This window comes from Ruegeria sp. CK1, assembly GCF_056536545.1.
Window position 1 is genome coordinate 1,310,330 of record NZ_JBQFPX010000001.1, and the last position, 16,496, is coordinate 1,326,825.

16 protein-coding genes are annotated in these 16,496 nt (G+C 54.9%); 5 read left to right on the forward strand and 11 right to left on the reverse strand.

The annotated features are described in order from the left end of the window. The 9 genes from phoU to ACR0L3_RS06400 all read right to left on the reverse strand — a co-directional run bounded on the left by phoU (position 1) and on the right by ACR0L3_RS06400 (position 8,817). Complete coding sequence (phoU, locus tag ACR0L3_RS06360) at positions 1-711, reverse strand: phosphate signaling complex protein PhoU (protein WP_480744546.1); 711 nt, start codon at positions 709-711, stop codon at positions 1-3. A 16-nt stretch (positions 712-727) separates the two neighbouring features. Next, positions 728-1,516, reverse strand: coding sequence for a phosphate ABC transporter ATP-binding protein PstB (gene pstB, locus ACR0L3_RS06365; protein WP_480744679.1), 789 nt, complete (start codon positions 1,514-1,516; stop codon positions 728-730). A gap of 23 nt (positions 1,517-1,539) precedes the next feature. Next, a complete protein-coding gene (gene pstA, locus ACR0L3_RS06370) occupies positions 1,540-2,871 on the reverse strand; it encodes a phosphate ABC transporter permease PstA (RefSeq protein ID WP_480744548.1) in 1,332 nt (443 codons plus the stop codon). Continuing rightward, positions 2,868-4,340, reverse strand: a complete 1,473-nt coding sequence (gene pstC, locus ACR0L3_RS06375) for a phosphate ABC transporter permease subunit PstC (RefSeq protein WP_480744550.1) — start codon at positions 4,338-4,340, stop codon at positions 2,868-2,870. The genes pstA and pstC overlap by 4 nt, the downstream gene beginning before the upstream one ends. 91 nt (positions 4,341-4,431) lie before the next feature. Further along, entirely contained in the window at positions 4,432-5,472 is a 1,041-nt protein-coding gene (locus tag ACR0L3_RS06380; protein WP_480744552.1) for a substrate-binding domain-containing protein, read from the reverse strand. Positions 5,473-5,677: 205 nt separating this feature from the next. After that, complete coding sequence (locus tag ACR0L3_RS06385) at positions 5,678-6,724, reverse strand: sensor histidine kinase (protein ID WP_480744554.1); 1,047 nt, start codon at positions 6,722-6,724, stop codon at positions 5,678-5,680. A gap of 22 nt (positions 6,725-6,746) precedes the next feature. After that, positions 6,747-7,271 carry a gamma carbonic anhydrase family protein gene (locus ACR0L3_RS06390; RefSeq protein WP_480744557.1) on the reverse strand — a complete coding sequence of 175 codons (525 nt, stop codon included), beginning with the start codon at positions 7,269-7,271 and terminating at the stop codon, positions 6,747-6,749. Continuing rightward, complete coding sequence (gene gmk / locus ACR0L3_RS06395) at positions 7,268-7,909, reverse strand: guanylate kinase (protein ID WP_480744559.1); 642 nt, start codon at positions 7,907-7,909, stop codon at positions 7,268-7,270. Before gmk ends, ACR0L3_RS06390 begins: the two co-directional genes overlap by 4 nt. Positions 7,910-7,926: 17 nt before the next feature. Then, positions 7,927-8,817, reverse strand: a complete 891-nt coding sequence (locus ACR0L3_RS06400) for a YicC/YloC family endoribonuclease (protein ID WP_480744561.1) — start codon at positions 8,815-8,817, stop codon at positions 7,927-7,929. A gap of 232 nt (positions 8,818-9,049) precedes the next feature. Here ACR0L3_RS06400 and ACR0L3_RS06405 point away from each other — a divergent pair, with 232 nt between their 5' ends. After that, complete coding sequence (locus ACR0L3_RS06405) at positions 9,050-9,724, forward strand: PAS domain-containing protein (protein ID WP_480744562.1); 675 nt, start codon at positions 9,050-9,052, stop codon at positions 9,722-9,724. A gap of 52 nt (positions 9,725-9,776) precedes the next feature. Here the strand turns inward: ACR0L3_RS06405 and ACR0L3_RS06410 are convergent, their stop codons facing one another. Next, complete coding sequence (locus ACR0L3_RS06410; RefSeq protein WP_480744563.1) at positions 9,777-11,147, reverse strand: class II 3-deoxy-7-phosphoheptulonate synthase; 1,371 nt, start codon at positions 11,145-11,147, stop codon at positions 9,777-9,779. A gap of 167 nt (positions 11,148-11,314) precedes the next feature. Here ACR0L3_RS06410 and ACR0L3_RS06415 point away from each other — a divergent pair, with 167 nt between their 5' ends. After that, positions 11,315-12,319 carry a GlxA family transcriptional regulator gene (locus tag ACR0L3_RS06415; RefSeq protein WP_480744565.1) on the forward strand — a complete coding sequence of 335 codons (1,005 nt, stop codon included), beginning with the start codon at positions 11,315-11,317 and terminating at the stop codon, positions 12,317-12,319. Between the two features lie 5 nt (positions 12,320-12,324). On the opposite strand, the gene ACR0L3_RS06420 is transcribed toward ACR0L3_RS06415, so the two are convergent. Continuing rightward, positions 12,325-13,419 (reverse strand): PQQ-dependent sugar dehydrogenase, encoded by a 1,095-nt coding sequence (locus tag ACR0L3_RS06420; protein WP_480744567.1) that lies wholly within the window; start codon positions 13,417-13,419, stop codon positions 12,325-12,327. 163 nt (positions 13,420-13,582) lie between these two features. Between ACR0L3_RS06420 and ACR0L3_RS06425 the strand changes: the two genes are divergently transcribed. The 3 genes from ACR0L3_RS06425 (at position 13,583) to ACR0L3_RS06435 (ending at position 16,486) form a co-directional block, all read left to right on the forward strand. Then, on the forward strand, positions 13,583-14,764 hold the full coding sequence (locus tag ACR0L3_RS06425; RefSeq protein WP_480744569.1) for an ABC transporter substrate-binding protein: 1,182 nt from the start codon (positions 13,583-13,585) through the stop codon (positions 14,762-14,764). Positions 14,765-14,870: 106 nt separating this feature from the next. Then, complete coding sequence (locus tag ACR0L3_RS06430; protein ID WP_480744571.1) at positions 14,871-15,659, forward strand: ABC transporter ATP-binding protein; 789 nt, start codon at positions 14,871-14,873, stop codon at positions 15,657-15,659. Continuing rightward, positions 15,656-16,486, forward strand: a complete 831-nt coding sequence (locus ACR0L3_RS06435; protein WP_480744573.1) for an ABC transporter ATP-binding protein — start codon at positions 15,656-15,658, stop codon at positions 16,484-16,486. Before ACR0L3_RS06430 ends, ACR0L3_RS06435 begins: the two co-directional genes overlap by 4 nt. The last annotated feature ends 10 nt before the right edge of the window (positions 16,487-16,496 follow it).

Below are 16,496 nucleotides of genomic sequence, written 5' to 3' on the forward strand. Positions count from 1 at the left end.
TCAGATCTCCTGAGGGGTGTGCGAGGTTATATCTGCCTTCGGACGCGCCTCGGTCGGGCGTTCCCCGGTAACGAGATAAACCACTTGTTCTGCAATTGCGGTGACGTGATCGCCCATACGCTCGATATTCTTGGCGATAAAATGTAGGTGCATACAGGAAGAAATGTTTCGCGGATCCTCGGCCATAAAGGTCAGAAACTCGCGGAACAGACCGTTATACATCTGATCTACTTCTTCGTCACGGTCGATGACGTCGGCAGCCAGTTCAGCATCACGCTGGATGTAAGCATCAAGCGCATCTCTCAGCATGCGCTCAACTTCACGCGCCATGCGGCGCAGGGCGGCGGCGCTGCCGTTGATCTCACCGGCATTTACCAAAACCGTGGTGCGTTTGGCGATATTTTTAGAATAGTCGCCGATACGCTCGAGGTTGGCCGAAACCTTCAAAACAGACAGAACCAAACGTAGATCGCTTGCAGTTGGAGAACGCAGAGCGATCAGACGCGCGGTTTCTTCGTTGATAATGTCTTCTAGCGCGTCGATCGCCTTATCGCCTTGGCGCACCTGTTGAGCCAGCTCTTCATCGCGTGTTTCAAGCGACCGCGCTGAGCTCATGATGGCGGCTTCGACCAGCCCGCCCATCTTCATGATATGGGCTTGGATCGCCTCGAGATCCCGGTCAAATACGGATGCAATATGTTGTTCGCTCATACCTAAATACCTGTGCTTAGCCGATCCGACCTGTAATGTAGCTTTCCGTACGGGGGTCTTCGGGGTTGGTGAAAATCTGTCCGGTCTCACCGAATTCGACCAAATTGCCCAGATGGAAGAACGCGGTTTTCTGACTGACCCGTGCTGCCTGCTGCATCGAGTGCGTGACGATCACCACCGAATAGCGCGAGCGCAGCTCGTCAATTAGTTCTTCGACCTGTGCGGTTGCAATCGGGTCCAAAGCCGAACACGGCTCGTCCATCAGAAGGACCTCTGGTTCAGTCGCTACGGCACGGGCTATGCACAGGCGCTGTTGTTGACCACCGGACAGGCCGGTTCCAGGTGCGTCCAGTCGATCCTTTACCTCATCCCAGATCGCACCGCGACGCAATGATTTCTCAACGAGTTCATCCAGTTCAGCCTTGTTCTTGGCAAGACCGTGGATGCGCGGACCGTAGGCCACGTTGTCATAGATCGATTTGGGAAACGGGTTCGGCTTTTGGAAAACCATACCAACCTTGGCGCGCAACTGTACTGGATCCACGCGCTTGTCGTAGATGTCCTCACCGTCCAGTTTGAAGGAACCCTGAACGCGCGCAACGTCGATGGTATCGTTCATTCGGTTCAGACAACGCAGGAACGTAGATTTACCGCAGCCCGACGGTCCGATAAACGCGGTGACAGTTTTGTCCTCGATATCGACATTCACATCTTTGATGGCGTGGGTATCACCGTAGTAAACTTGGCAGTCACGGCACTCCAGCTTGATTTCATTGGTGTCCACTTGTCTCTCCACTCGTGACATGTCGTTCATTTTTGTGCCCTTCCTTACCAGCGGCGTTCAAAGCGGCGGCGCAGAATAATTGCAATAATATTCATGGTCAGCAGGAACATCAGAAGGATGATAATCCCGCCCCATGCTTTTTCATAGAAGCCCACGTCTGCACGGGACGCCCACGTATAGATTTGAGCGGGCATTGCCGAGTTCGGCTCGGTGAAGCCAGCAAGGAACCCATCCGGGTAGCCGCGGGCAACAAAGCCCACCATGCCGATCAGCAGCAGCGGAGCGGTTTCGCCAAGCGCCTGTGCCAAACCGATGATCGTTCCGGTCAGGATACCTGGCGCAGCCAACGGCAGCACATGGTGGAACACGGCTTGCATTTTTGAGGCCCCTACCCCCAACGCCGCGTCGCGGATTGACGGAGGAACCGCCTTCAATGACGCACGGGTCGAGATGATGATCGTTGGCAGGGTCATCAGGGTCAGAACCAGACCGCCGACCAACGGAGCCGATTGCGGCAGGTGCATGAACTGGATGAAGACCGCCAGACCAAGGATACCGAATACGATGGACGGCACCGCAGCAAGGTTCGAGATATTGACCTCGATAAGGTCTGTAAACCTGTTCTGCGGAGCGAACTCTTCGAGGTAGATCGAAGCAGCCACGCCAATCGGCAATGACAGACCAAGAACCACCAACATCATGAAGAACGAACCCACGACCGACGCGCCGATACCAGCTCCGCCTGGATTGTCCACGCCCGAGTCAGCCCCGGTGATGAATGGCCAGTTGAACACCTGTTTGATGATTCCAGCCTCTTCCAGCGCATCTACAAGATCAAGGTCACTTAGCTGCAAGAAACGGCTGTCTTGAAGGGTGTCGCGTGACACGCGACCCTTGTAATAGCCATCAACCCGGCTGGACGCGGCAAGATCAAACTCGATAGGTTCACCCAGTTTATCAGGATTTTGGCTGTAGAATGTGCGGATCGTTCCGCCAACTTTGCCCAACAAACGCTCAATGGCTGCCTCGTCCACGTCGACGTTCAGGCCACGTTCATCCAACTCGTTTTTAAGCGCTGCTATGAACAGGTTGGAATAGGCCTTGGTCTTAAACAGTTCGCCCTCGGCTTCCTCACGTTGTTGCTCGTTCAAGGTGAATTCCACACTCACCACGGTTCGGGTGAATGCGGGGATCCCCTCTTTCAAGATCGATGCGAAAAGCACCACCAGGAAAAACAACCCCGTGGCAATAGCGATAATTCCATATAGGCGGAAACGCTTTTCAGCTTTGGCCCGCTTGCGCGTGCGCTCATCTGTTGCCGTGAGCGAGACTGAATGACGGCTGGCTTCAGGGCTTTGCATGCTTGCGTCGGTCATTCGTACTGCTCCCGGTACTTACGCACGATGTAAAGGGCAAAAACGTTGAGCCCCAATGTGAGGACGAAAAGGGTCATGCCGAGCGCAAAAGCAACGAGCGCTTCCGGAGACGCAAAGTCAGCATCGCCTGTCAATTGGCTAACGATTTTCGCAGTGACTGTTGTCATGGCTTCAAACGGATTGAGGCTTAGGCGCGCAGCGGCACCTGCCCCCAAGACCACGATCATAGTTTCACCTATGGCACGCGAAGCTGCCAAGAGAATGGCACCTACGATCCCCGGTAAAGCCGCAGGAAGAACAACCTGGCGGATCGTTTCGGACTGTGTTGCACCCAGCCCATACGAGCCGTCACGCATAGCCTGCGGGACAGCATTGATGATGTCATCCGACAAAGACGAGACAAATGGGATGAGCATGATACCCATAACCAGACCCGCAGTCATGACCGCCGTACCAGCCTTCATCCAGCCCAGACCACTGTCACCAAATACACCCAACAAAAGTGGGCCCACAGTCAGCAGGGCGAACAGGCCGTACACGATGGTCGGGATACCTGCCAGTACTTCCAGCAAGGGCTTGGCAAATGCCCGCACGCGTGGCGAGGCGTATTCACTCAGATAGATCGCCGCGAACAACCCAATCGGAACGGCTACCAAAAGGGCAACCAGCGAAATGTAGAACGTGCCCCACAGCAACGGAATGATGCCAAGTTCAGAAGAACCGCCGCGTCCTGAGAAACTGGGTGACCATGTGGTGCCGAAGAAGAAGTCACTCGCTGGATATAGCTTAAAGAATTCCCAAGTATTGAAGACCAGAGAAAGAACAATCCCGATGGTCGTTAGAATTGCGATAGACGCCGCCCCAAGCAGCAGGACGCGAATGCCTTGCTCAACAACGTTTCGGGCGCGGAATTCCGAATGTGTCTGAAAACAGCCGAAGGCTGCACCCCCTAGCGCCACCAAAAGCACAGCCACCGTCATGGCAGAGTAGCCGATCGAATTCTTAATCCGATAGCTTTGCGCTGCACGCAGAACCGGCTGTGTGATTTCCGAAGTGACAACTTGCCCTGCATCCTTAAGGCGTTGCGTCATATCAGTAACGTCAGCCCGTGCGTTCCGTGCCAAATCCTCGGTGATCTGACCTTGATCCACTGCGGCGTCCAAACCTCTGGCCGCGCGGCGTACCTCGGCCATGACAAGGCTATGGGAGGAACCCTCTTTGACAGCAGAGTCGGGAATCATTTCCGAAATCTGTGAATTCACGATCATTGGCTGCACAAGAAGCCAGATGATCAGAAGACCAAATGCCGGCACGACAGTTTTTAAGAAAGCGTTCGCGCCATAAAACGATGGCAGCGAATGTAGTTCTCGGCTGTCTCCTCCAGCGCTCCGAAGTGCCCGTGCCCGACCAAGCACATAGCCGACTGCTGCGATCGCAAGAACGATCAGAAAGAGCCAAAGTATCGGCATCACATCCCCACTGGTCTCAGTTTGTATTTATAAAAAAATGCTTGGGGGCGACGCCTAAGATCGCCCCCTGCATATCAAACCGTTTATAGGTTTAGCTGCCCGAACCCATGGTTTCTTCGTTGGCAATAGCGTCCTGAGTCTTCGCCAGCTCAGGGTCAGCAACTAGGCCATAGTTGGCCAGTGGGCTGGAAGGACCTGCAATTTCGTCAGCTACGAAGAACTGAGCGTACTCTTTCAGGCCAGGGATCACGCCGATGTGGGCTTTCTTAACGTAGAAGAACAGCGGGCGCGAAACTGGATATTCACCGGTCGAGATGGTCTCGGTCGACGGTGCGATACCCGACATGGTCGCAACTTTCAGCTTGTCGGTGTTGTTCTCGTAGAACGCCAGACCGAAGACACCGATGCCGTTGGGGTTGGTGTCGATGCGCGCCAGAGTCTCGGTGTAGTCACCGTCGATGTCGACCGACTTACCGTCAGTACGAACGTTCAGGCATGCATCTTCTGCATCATCTTCGCTCATGCCGCTAGCGATCATGGCTTCCATGGCGCCGGTTGCTTCACAACCGATCAACAGAACTTTTTCTTCGAACACTTCACGGGTGCCGTGCTTGGTGCCCGGGATGAAGCCTGCGATTTCAACGTCCGGCAGATCAGAGTTGAACTCAGCCCAAGTGTTGTAGGGGTTGTCGACGACTTCGCCGTCTTTCAGAACTTTTGCGCCCAGAGCGTTGAAGATGTCCGACGGCTCGAATGCGTTGAAAGCTGGGCCCGACTGCTGGCTTGCAAAGACGATGCCGTCATATCCGATGCGGACTTCCATGATGTCGGTCACGCCGTTGTCGGCACATGCTTTGATTTCTTTTTCGCGGATTGCGCGCGACGCGTTTGCAACGTCGATGGTGTTTTCGCCAACACCTTCACAGAAGCGCTTCAGACCAGCCGACGAACCACCCGATTCTACAACCGGTGTCGGGAAATCGGTGTTTTCGCCAAACAGTTCTGCAACGATCGAAGCATAAGGCAGAACAGTCGACGAACCTGCGACTTGTACGTTGTCACGGGCTGCAGCGGTGGTTGCCGAAACAGCAGCGATAGCCAGCGCAGAAGCCGACAGTTTTACAAAGGACATTTCAGTCTCCCTGAAAAGATAGATTGTGATCACCCCCATGATGATCTTGCTGGCACCTCTACGGTCCGTGCGTAAGCCTTTTGTGACAGGTTTGTAACAGCTATATGACAGTCGCAAAGAAACCCGGCAAAATTGACGCAAAGCAGCTATGCGATTGTTACATGCCTTCCGTTTTCAACGCTCAATAAGGGACAGATGCGCTTAACTACCGCGGCAAGATAACGGTAAAGATCGTGCCTTTGCCCAAATCGCTTTCCACGCGCAATCTGCCGCGGTGGCGATTGATAATGTGCTTAACAATTGCCAAACCCAAGCCCGTACCACCAAGTTGGCGCGATCTGTGGCTGTCTGCACGATAGAATCGTTCGGTCAGGCGCGGCAGATGAATAGCGTCGATTCCCGGACCTTTGTCGATTACCTGAACCCGAACTGCCGGACCGCGCGTCGCTGTGTCTCGCTCGGATGAAGTCACACGAACCTCAACAACACCGCCGCTACCACCGTACTTGATCCCATTCTCGATCAAATTAGTAAAAACCTGGCGCAATTGATCGCTATCTCCGGTCAGAGACACTGGGCCATCAGGGGCATCTAGGGACAGCTCGACCTTGGCGTCTTCTGCCAATGGGCGCAGAGAGTTCAGCGTGGATTGTAGGATGCCCGTCAATTCCAGCTGCTCTTTCGGACGAACACGTTCTTCGCTTTCGACGCGGTTCAATGACAACAAATCCCCAACCAACCGATTCATGCGGTTGGCCTCGTCAGTCATAATTTGAAGAAAACGGTCTCGGGCGTTGGCATCGTCCCGCGCCGGCCCTCGCAGCGTTTCAATGAATCCCATTAGCGCTGTCAGTGGAGTTCGCAACTCATGGCTGACATTCGCCACAAAATCCCGACGCATCTGACTGGCTTGCTCAACATGTGTGACGTCCTGAAAAGTTGCCAACATCGCACCGCCTGCGACCGCGCCGACGCCGTTCATATAGCGGCACTCGATTTCGAACGTGGTGTCTTGCGCGCCGTCATTGGAAAGGTGACGCGTCTTAGTCGGCCCTTTGGTGTGCAAGCTCTGCTCAATCGCGTCGATCACCTGCGGCTGGCGTAGGATCGTCGCGAAATGTCTGCCGATAATGTTCTGCCCCAGAAGAGTCTTAGCATTGGTATTAGCGGCGATTATCCGTTCTGTCTGATCGACCATTAAAGCCGGCATCGGAATGGCCGAGACAAATTCGGCTAGCAGATCGTCTGACATTCTATTGATCTTCCCGATGGCATTAAGACACAGGCTTCATCTCATCACGGAACCGACGCATGTTCTGTTGGTAATGGAGCGCGCTGAGCGTAATCTTTTGCGCTGCGGCGTCATCCAATTCCCTCACGACTTTGCCGGGTGACCCCATGACCAGCGAGTTATCGGGAATTTCCTTGCCCTCGGTAATCAAGGCCCCTGCCCCAATCAGACAGTTCTTGCCGATTTTTGCACCGTTCAGGACAATTGCACCCATCCCGATCAAAGAGTTCTCTCCAATCGTACATCCGTGCAGCATCACCTTATGCCCGATGGTACAATTCTTTCCGATAGTAAGAGGAAACCCAGCGTCGATGTGCATAACGCAGTTTTCCTGAACGTTGCTACCTTCGCCCACACGAATCTCTTCATGGTCCGCCCGAATGGTGCAACCGAACCAAACCGAGGCACCCTGCTCTAATACCACTTGTCCAATTAGGTTGGCATCAGGCGCGACCCATGTGTCTTCGTGGATTTGCGGGACGTGATTTCCCAGAACGTAAATAGTCATGACAGCCCCTCGAATTCATTTTGCAGGGTCCGGACGTGGTTTTGTAACTTCGGTTGCTGAATTCGGCGCATACGCTCGGCGCTGACGATGGTTTTCAGTTTTTCTTCTGTCGCATCCAGATCGTCATTGACCAAAACGTAATCGTAATAGCCCCAGTGGCTAATCTCATCCCAGCTTTTCAGCATCCGCTTGGCAATGACGTCCTCGCTGTCTTGACCACGAGTCTCCAGCCGGCGGCGCAGCTCTGGAATCGAAGGCGGTAGGATAAAGATCGACAGCGCGTGCTTGCCCAAATCCGAATTGCGTATCTGCACCTCACCCTGCCAATCCACATCAAACAGAACGTCTCGGCCCGCGTTAATCGACTCCCTTACAGGTCCGGCAGGAGAGCCATAGAAATTCCCAAAAACGTGGGCGTGCTCCAGCATCTGCCCTTCGGCAACCTGCTGTTTGAATTCATCTTCTGACTGGAAATAATACTCGCGTCCGTGTTCTTCACCCGGGCGTGGCGCACGTGTGGTCGCCGAAATTGAGAACTCCAAACCGTCGTCCCACGCCATCAACCGTCGGGCCAGTGTGGATTTTCCTGCGCCAGAAGGCGAAGACAGGATAATAAGTAACCCGCGGCGATCTGCCATTTCAGTCGTTCCCTTAGTCATTCAACGTTTTGCACTTGTTCACGCATCTGATCTATTACCGCCTTCAACTCAAGCCCTACCGAGGTTAGCTCTGCGCTTTGCGCCTTGGAACACAGCGTATTGGCCTCACGGTTGAATTCCTGCATCAGGAAGTCCAGCTTGCGACCCACTGCGACGTCCTGCGAAAGCAAATCGCGCGCAGCAATTACATGAGCTTTCAGCCGATCGATTTCTTCGGTGATATCGGATTTAACCGCAATCAGGGCTAACTCCTGCGCGACGCGGTCCGGGTCAGCGCCCTGAGCGTTGTCCAGTACCCGCGCAAGGTTTTCACGCAGCGCTTCTGCCGTTTTAGCCTTGCGCTGTTCCGCCAGCTCTGCGGCCTGCATGGTCAATGAGGAGACATGATTGAGCTGACCATCAAGTATTTCTGCTAATGCCTGCCCTTCGGATTCGCGCATTTCAATAAACGCAGCCAGCAAGTCCGCAAACTCTTTCGTTAATTCCTGAACTAACGGTGCGGGATCATCGACATCGCTGCCAGCCTCTAGCATACCCTTTACGGCAATCATGTCTGCTGCAGTCGAAGGCGCTAGCGTCACACCACTTGCCGCAGCCATCTCCTGAGTCTTTGCCAATGCAGTCAGCGCCGCAGCCATCGCGGCCTCATTCAATACCAGATCAGGTGCGGTTTCATCTCGGCTAAGACGCAAGGACAACGTTACGTTGCCTCGGCTAAGCATCTTGGACATTTGAGCGCGTAAAGCAGCTTCAAGCCCAGTTAGCCAATCCGGCAACCGAAGGCGCATGTCCAGGCCCTTGCCGTTCACACTGCGCAATTCCCACGTCCAGCTATGAGGTCCGAACGCCCCTTTGCCCGAGGCGAAACCGGTCATGGATCTGATCATTACGGATGTCCTTGTCTGCACGCTTGCAGCACCTAAAGCTATCGGTAGGCGCAGGGCAAGACTTTGCTGAGAATTGGCATGTGCCCTGAAAGTTAACCATTCGTTAAAGAATTCCTCCAAAATTGACTCAACCCGTGTCAATTTGAACGAAGTCAGGGCTCGTCGATAAATGAGGGACCTGATATCTGGCATTTTAGTTTAATTTGGTTCGATTGACGCTAGGGTGATGAAAATGAAAACCTTTTTTGGGAACGGCTCCGGGTCAAGCATTGGGAAGATCGTCGCAATGGATCGTTTTGCCAGCGGGCGTAGCCTTTCGCCCCTTCGTCAGGTCGAGGCGTATTGGACCGCACTGCTAACCGGCAACGGTGTGCCCATGCGGTCGCAAATTGATCCACGCGGACTTGAGAACATTCTGGAGTACACTTTTATTTTGGAACGCATTGCCCCCGGCTTGGCCCGGTTCCGTTTGGCTGGAAGCCACCTGAATAGTCTGGCTGGCATGGAAGTACGCGGGATGCCCCTGACCGCATTCTTCGAACCTAGCGCCCGCTCTCAGGTCTCGGACATCTTAGAGCAAGTATTCTCCACTCCGGCGTTGGCCGAGCTTGGCATGGTTTCAACGGGAAAATTGGGCCGAACGCGATTGGAGGCACGAATGATCTTGTTGCCGTTAAAAAGTGATCTGGGTGACGTCAGTCGCATGTTGGGCGTATTGGTAAGTGACGGAGCGGTTGGAGCAACGCCACGCCGGTTCGCCATTGCAGATACAAAAGTACGACCGTTTTCCGAAGTGCAGGCACCACAAGAAACCGCGCGTCATACCTCGGCGGGTTTTGCCGAAAATCAAAGCGACTTCAAGAAAGCTGGGTCGCATTTGCGACTTGTTGCATCCCGCGACGATTGAAAAAAAAAGCGGGCCAAATGGCCCGCCTTGTCTGGTTATTTAAATTCTGACGTCAGCTAGCTGCGCGTTTGCTACGGTCGCGGCGCAGATTGGTCAATTCCTCAGCTACAAGGAAGGCCAATTCCAGCGACTGCGTTGCATTCAGGCGCGGGTCGCAAGCGGTGTGGTAACGATCAGAAAGGTCTTCTTCCGTCACAGCGCGCACACCACCCGTACATTCAGTTACGTCCAGGCCGGTCATCTCAAAATGCACACCGCCGGGGATGGTACCCTCGGCCTGATGAACACCGAAGAAGTCGCGCACTTCACGCAGGACCGAATCGAACGGACGCGTTTTGTAGCCGGTCGCTGATTTGATCGTGTTGCCATGCATCGGGTCGCAGACCCAAGTTACCTTGGCACCCTCTTCCTTCACTGCCTTGATCAGACGTGGCAGGTGCTCTGCTGCTTTGCCTGCGCCAAACCGAGCGATCAGGGTCAGGCGACCCTCTTCGTTCTCAGGGTTAAGTTTCGACATCAGAACCTTGAGGTCTTCTGCGGTCGTGGTCGGACCACACTTCAGACCAATCGGGTTCAGCACGCCACGGCAGAATTCCACATGCGCGCCGTCAGGCTGACGCGTGCGGTCTCCGATCCAGATCATGTGGCCAGAACCGGCCAGCCAGTTGCCCGAAGTTGAATCAAGACGGGTCAGCGCCTCTTCATATTCTAGCAACAGGCCTTCATGGCTTGTGTAGAACTCGACCGTCGAGAACTCGTGCGTAGTATCCGCTGTGATGCCGGCAGCACCCATGAAATCAATGGTGTCTTGGATGCGGTCCGCAATTTCCGAATATTTCTGCACGTCCTGTTCATCAGTGAACCCAAGGGTCCACGAATGCACCATGCTCATATCCGCGAAACCACCGGTCGAAAACGCACGCAACAGGTTCAGAGTGGCCGCCGCCTGAGTATAGGCTTGCAGCATCTTGCCGGGATTCGGGATGCGCGCCTCAGGCGTGAAAGCCAGCTCGTTGATGATGTCACCACGGTAGCTGGGCAGCTCGACGCCATCTACCACCTCGGTCGGGGCGCTGCGTGGCTTGGCGAATTGGCCCGCCATACGGCCAACTTTGACCACTGGCACTTTGGCGCCATAGGTCAGAACCATCGCCATCTGCAGCATAACCTTGAACGTGTCGCGGATCGCATCCGCGCTGAATTGCTCAAAACTTTCCGCACAATCCCCGCCCTGCAAGAGGAAGGCTTCGCCGCGCCCGGCGGCACCCAGATGTTGCTTGAGACGCCGCGCTTCGCCCGCAAAGACCAGCGGGGGATACTGTGAAAGCTGAGCCTCGACTTTAGCCAATGCGGCCGCGTCGGTATAATCTGGCATCTGAACCCGGGGCTTGTTGCGCCAGTTCGTTTTTTGCCATTCGGTCATAGCTTTGATCTCCGCTGAAGTATTCAGGTGGTCTCTATACAAAATGCATTGAAGACTGACCATATGCGATTTGCGCCCCTTGACGCCGGAAACAAGCTTTGAGCATGTTGTCGGCTACAATCCCCGCTGCGTTCGCGTAGCGGCCAACGAATCAAGGACAATTCGCCATGCAAGAGCAACGCCAAGTTGTCACGGTGGAAGACACAACCGCCAACCCGCGCAATTTCGTATTTGTCCTGTTGGACAAGTTCTCATTGCTGTCGTTCGCGTCGGCACTGGACAGCTTACGGATTGCCAATCGAATGGCTGATAAAAAGCTCTACAGTTGGACTCTTATGGGTGAAGGCGGGGAAACGGTCACTTGCTCGGCCGGGACGACGTTCACACTGGATGCAGACCTGAATGAACTTCAGCGCGACGACGTCGTGATGATTTGCGGCGGCGTGGATGTTCAGGCCGCGACGACAAAGCGAGTATTGAACTGGGTCCGACGCGAAGCGCGTCGGGGTTTGCGTATCGGAGGGCTTTGTACCGCTGCCTATACACTGGCCAAAGCCGGACTTTTGGACGGCAAGCGTGCGACAATTCATTGGGAAAACTCTGACAGCTTCGTTGAGGAGTTCGATGAGGTTGAGCTGACCAAGTCGGTGTTCCAGATCGACGGAAATCGGATGACAACAGCTGGCGGCACCTCGTCCATAGACCTGATGCTAAAGATCATTGCTGATGACTACGGCGAGGATCTCGCAAATGCCGTGGCCGATCAAATGATCTATTCCTCTATTCGGACCGATCAGGATACGCAGCGCTTGTCGACCCCCACCCGGATCGGCGTTCGCCACCCAAAGCTAAGCCAAGTCATCCTGATGATGGAAAAGAACATCGAAGAACCGATCTCGCCGTCGATTCTCGCCAAAGATGTGGGCATGTCGACCCGGCAACTAGAACGCCTGTTCCGCCGCTACCTGAGTCGCTCTCCCAAACGGTACTACATGGAATTGCGTCTGCACAAAGCGCGTAACCTCCTGATGCAAACGGACATGAGCGTGATTAATGTGGCCTTGGCATGCGGCTTCGCCAGCCCTTCGCATTTTTCCAAATGCTACCGAGCGCATTACAACACCACGCCCTATCGCGAGCGCGGTGCACAAAGCGGGCGGCTGTCGGTTTAACGCACCTAGTTTGTGGGGGTCATTCGATAGACGGCTCCCTGACCCACCGAAATGAACCAAATTGATCCATCTGGCGCTTCGACGATGTCGCGCACGCGTTCGGTTTCAGGTCCTTTGATTTGCTCGACCTCTCTCAGCGGTGACCCAGCGAGGCGCGCGATATAGTCAAACTTGAGCGACCCAACAAAAATGTCCCCTTTCCATTCCGGCCACAGTTTGCCGGAATACACCATCAACCCAGATGGCGCGATGGATGGGTCCCAATGGTGTTCGGGCTGTTCCATCCCAGGTTTATGGGTACCCTCACCGATCTTTTGACCTGAATAGTGCTTACCATAGGAAATGACCGGCCAGCCGTAGTTCCGGCCAGACTTCACTAGATTTATCTCATCCCCGCCTCTTGCTCCGTGCTCAGAGATCCAAAGCTGTCCGCGTGCATCCAACGCAGCCCCCTGAGGATTGCGATGACCGTACGACCAAATCTCAAGACGAACTCCGTCCTCCTGAATGAAGGGATTGTCACCCGGCACCGAGCCGTCGCGGTTCACGCGGATCACAGTACCCAAGTGATTAGCCCTGTTTTGTGCTTCGGGCCGGTCCCCTCGATCTCCTATCGTCAGGAACAAGGTTCCATCCTCAGCCTCGACCACGCGTGAACCAAAATGCCGACCACCCGATCCGCCAGGAACAGCCTCGAAAATCACGCGCAAGTTTGTCAGCCGTTTGCCACTTTCGGACAGGCGCGCAACTGCCAGCGCAGTTCCGGCACCACCATTTTGAGGTTTTGAGAACGTCAGAAATATCTCGCGACTTCGATTGAAATCCCGCGCGACTGTGACATCCAGCAAGCCGCCCTGCCCCGAGGCGGCGACTCTGGGAACACCAGAGACGCGCTGTATATCGCCGTCGTTAACGTAAAGAAGCTCTCCGTCACGGTCGGTTACAAGAAAGTCCCCTTCTGGCAAAACTCCAATAGCCCAAGGAGTATCCAGCCCACCGACCATTTGAGTAATGTCGACAACGCCTTGCGAAGTCTGCAAATTTGCCGCCCCTGCGGTAGTGGCCCACGTTAAAAAAACCATCAAGACTGCTCGGATCATACCTATGTTCCACCCTTTTTTGAGCCTGCGCGCCAGATACACTTAATTATCAGATCAATTAGAGCTCAGAGCCAAAAAGACACTTTTTCGTTAGGACTTTTCATTTCCTGAAAGCTTGCCTAGGTTCGTGCCCAGAATTGAGATCACTACTGGGAGTAACCTCATGAAAAAGCTGCTTACCGCAACCGCAGCAACCGCTCTGCTGGCCGGCACAGCCATGGCCGAAGACGTCAAACTGGGCATTATGTTCGGTTTCACCGGCCCGATTGAATCGCTGTCGCCTGCGATGGCCGCTGGCGCGGAACTTGCGATGAAAGAAGTTTCGGAATCGGGCAAGCTGCTGGACGGCTCAACCGTAACCCCGGTGCGTGCAGACACAGGCTGTGCAGACAACGCATTGGCCACGGCCAACGCTGAACGTCTGGTGGCAGAAGGCATCAATGGTCTCGTCGGCGGCGATTGCTCGGGCGTTACCGGTGCGATTCTTCAAAACGTTGCCGTTCCAAACGGCATGGTCATGATCTCGCCGTCGGCGACCTCGCCTGGTCTGTCAGTGATGGAAGACAATGGTCTGTTCTTCCGCACATCCCCGTCGGATGCCCGTGAAGGTGAAATCATGGCGGATATCCTGAAAGAGCGTGGCGTTAACTCGATCGCGCTGACCTACACCAACAACGACTACGGCAAGGGTTTGTCCGAGGCGATCAAATCGTCCTTCGAAGCGCAGGGCGGTGAAGTGACCATCGTGGCTGCGCATGAAGACGGCAAGGCTGACTACTCCGCCGAAGTTGGTGCGCTGGCATCAGCTGGCGGCGACATTCTGGTCGTTGCAGGCTATCTGGATCAGGGCGGTTTGGGCATCATCCAATCTTCGCTGGACAGCGGGGCCTTCGACACGTTCGGTCTGCCGGGTGGTATGATCGGTGACTCGCTGCCTGAGAATGTCGGCCCAGATCTCAATGGTTCGTATGGTCAGGCGCCGGGCTCGAAAAGCGAAGCCGCGGACGCGTTCTTTGCGATGGCAGAAGCTGATGGGTTCGAAGGATCGTCAATTTTCGTACCCGAATCCTACGATGCCGCAGCCCTATTCCTGCTTGCCATGCAGGCCGCAGGTTCCAGCAACCCTGCAGACTATGGCAGCAAGATCATGGATGTAGCCAACGAACCGGGTGAAAAGATCTATCCGGGTGAGCTGGCCAAAGGTCTGGAACTTCTCGCCGCTGGCGAGGAAATCGATTATGTCGGCGCGTCGGGCGTCGAGCTGATCGGCCCTGGCGAAAGCGCGGGCTCCTACCGTGAGATCGAAGTTATTGATGGTGAAATGAAGACGGTTAACTACCGCTAATTCACCCTCTGACAAGTTGAAACCAAGCAGCCCGGGCCTTGTGTCCGGGCTGTTTCAATGACAAAAGGCTGCACCTCTGTTTTCGGGGAAAAGGCAAAGGAAAACCATGATCGTCGTTGAGGACGTGCACAAGCATTTTAGTGGCTTCCACGCGGTGGATGGCGCTTCGTTAGAGATCGAAAAGGGTTCGATTACCGGTCTGATCGGACCGAACGGAGCAGGCAAGACGACCCTGTTCAACGTGATTGCGGGCGTTCTGCCCCCGACCTCTGGCCGCGTCATCATGGACGGAGAGGATATCACCGGCCTGCCCCCGCATGAGCTGTTCCACAAAGGCCTGCTGCGCACTTTCCAGATTGCGCACGAATTCTCTTCGATGACCTGCCGCGAAAACCTGATGATGGTTCCAGGTGCACAATCGGGTGAATCGCTATGGAACACGTGGTTTGGGCGCAAGCGGATCGCTGATGAGGAACGTGCCCTTCAGGCCAAGGCCGACGAGGTACTAGAGTTTCTGACAATCGAACATCTGGCCGATCACAAGGCGGGTCAGGTTTCGGGTGGCCAAAAGAAGCTGCTGGAACTTGGGCGCACCATGATGGTGGACGCCAAGATCGTGTTCCTCGACGAGGTCGGCGCTGGTGTGAACCGCACTTTGCTGATGACAATCGGCGACACGATCCTGCGTCTGAATAAAGAACGAGGCTATACTTTCGTGGTCATTGAGCACGACATGGATTTCATCGGCAAAATCTGCGACCCGGTCATCTGTATGGCCGAGGGTAAAGTTCTGGCCGAGGGCACTCTGGACGAGATCAAAGCCAACGAACAAGTGATCGAGGCATATCTGGGCACCGGCCTAAAGAACAAAGACAAGTTGGAGGCCGGAGCGTGAGCGACAACCCCTACCAGGACGACCACGGTAACAAAGACGCCTCGATTACAAACACTCATGGCGTTGGCACCATGACGCCCGCGCACCAGACCAGCGGTGAAACGCATTATGTCGGTGGTGGCCCCTTTCTGATCGGCGACACCATGACCGGCGGCTATGGCAAAGGTCCGGATATCCTGCACGACTGCACAATCGCCGTCGACAAAGGAGAGATCGCAGTCATCGTCGGCCCAAACGGAGCTGGTAAATCCACCGCGATGAAAGCTGTGTTTGGAATGCTGGGCGTGCGGTCGGGTTCGGTACGGCTGGACGGTGAGGACATCACCAAGCTTTCGCCGCAGGACCGTGTGATCAAGGGCATGGGCTTCGTACCGCAAACCCAGAACATTTTTACGTCAATGACGGTTGAAGAGAACCTTGAAATGGGTGCCTTCATCCGCCGCGACGACATCACCCAAACGATGGAGCAGGTCTATGACCTCTTCCCCATCTTGCGCGACAAACGAAATCAGGCAGCCGGAGAACTTTCGGGTGGCCAGCGTCAACAAGTCGCCGTAGGCCGCGCGTTGATGACTCAGCCCAAGGTGCTGATGCTGGACGAACCGACTGCCGGTGTCTCACCCATCGTGATGGATGAACTGTTCGACCGGATTATCGAGGTTTCACGCACCGGGTTGCCGATCCTAATGGTCGAACAGAACGCCCGTCAGGCACTGGAGATTGCAGACAAGGGATATGTGCTGGTTCAAGGGCGGAATGCCTATAGCGGTACGGGTAAGGAATTGCTGGCTGACCCCGAGGTGCGGAAGAGCTTCTTGGGGGGGTGAGGCCTTTGAG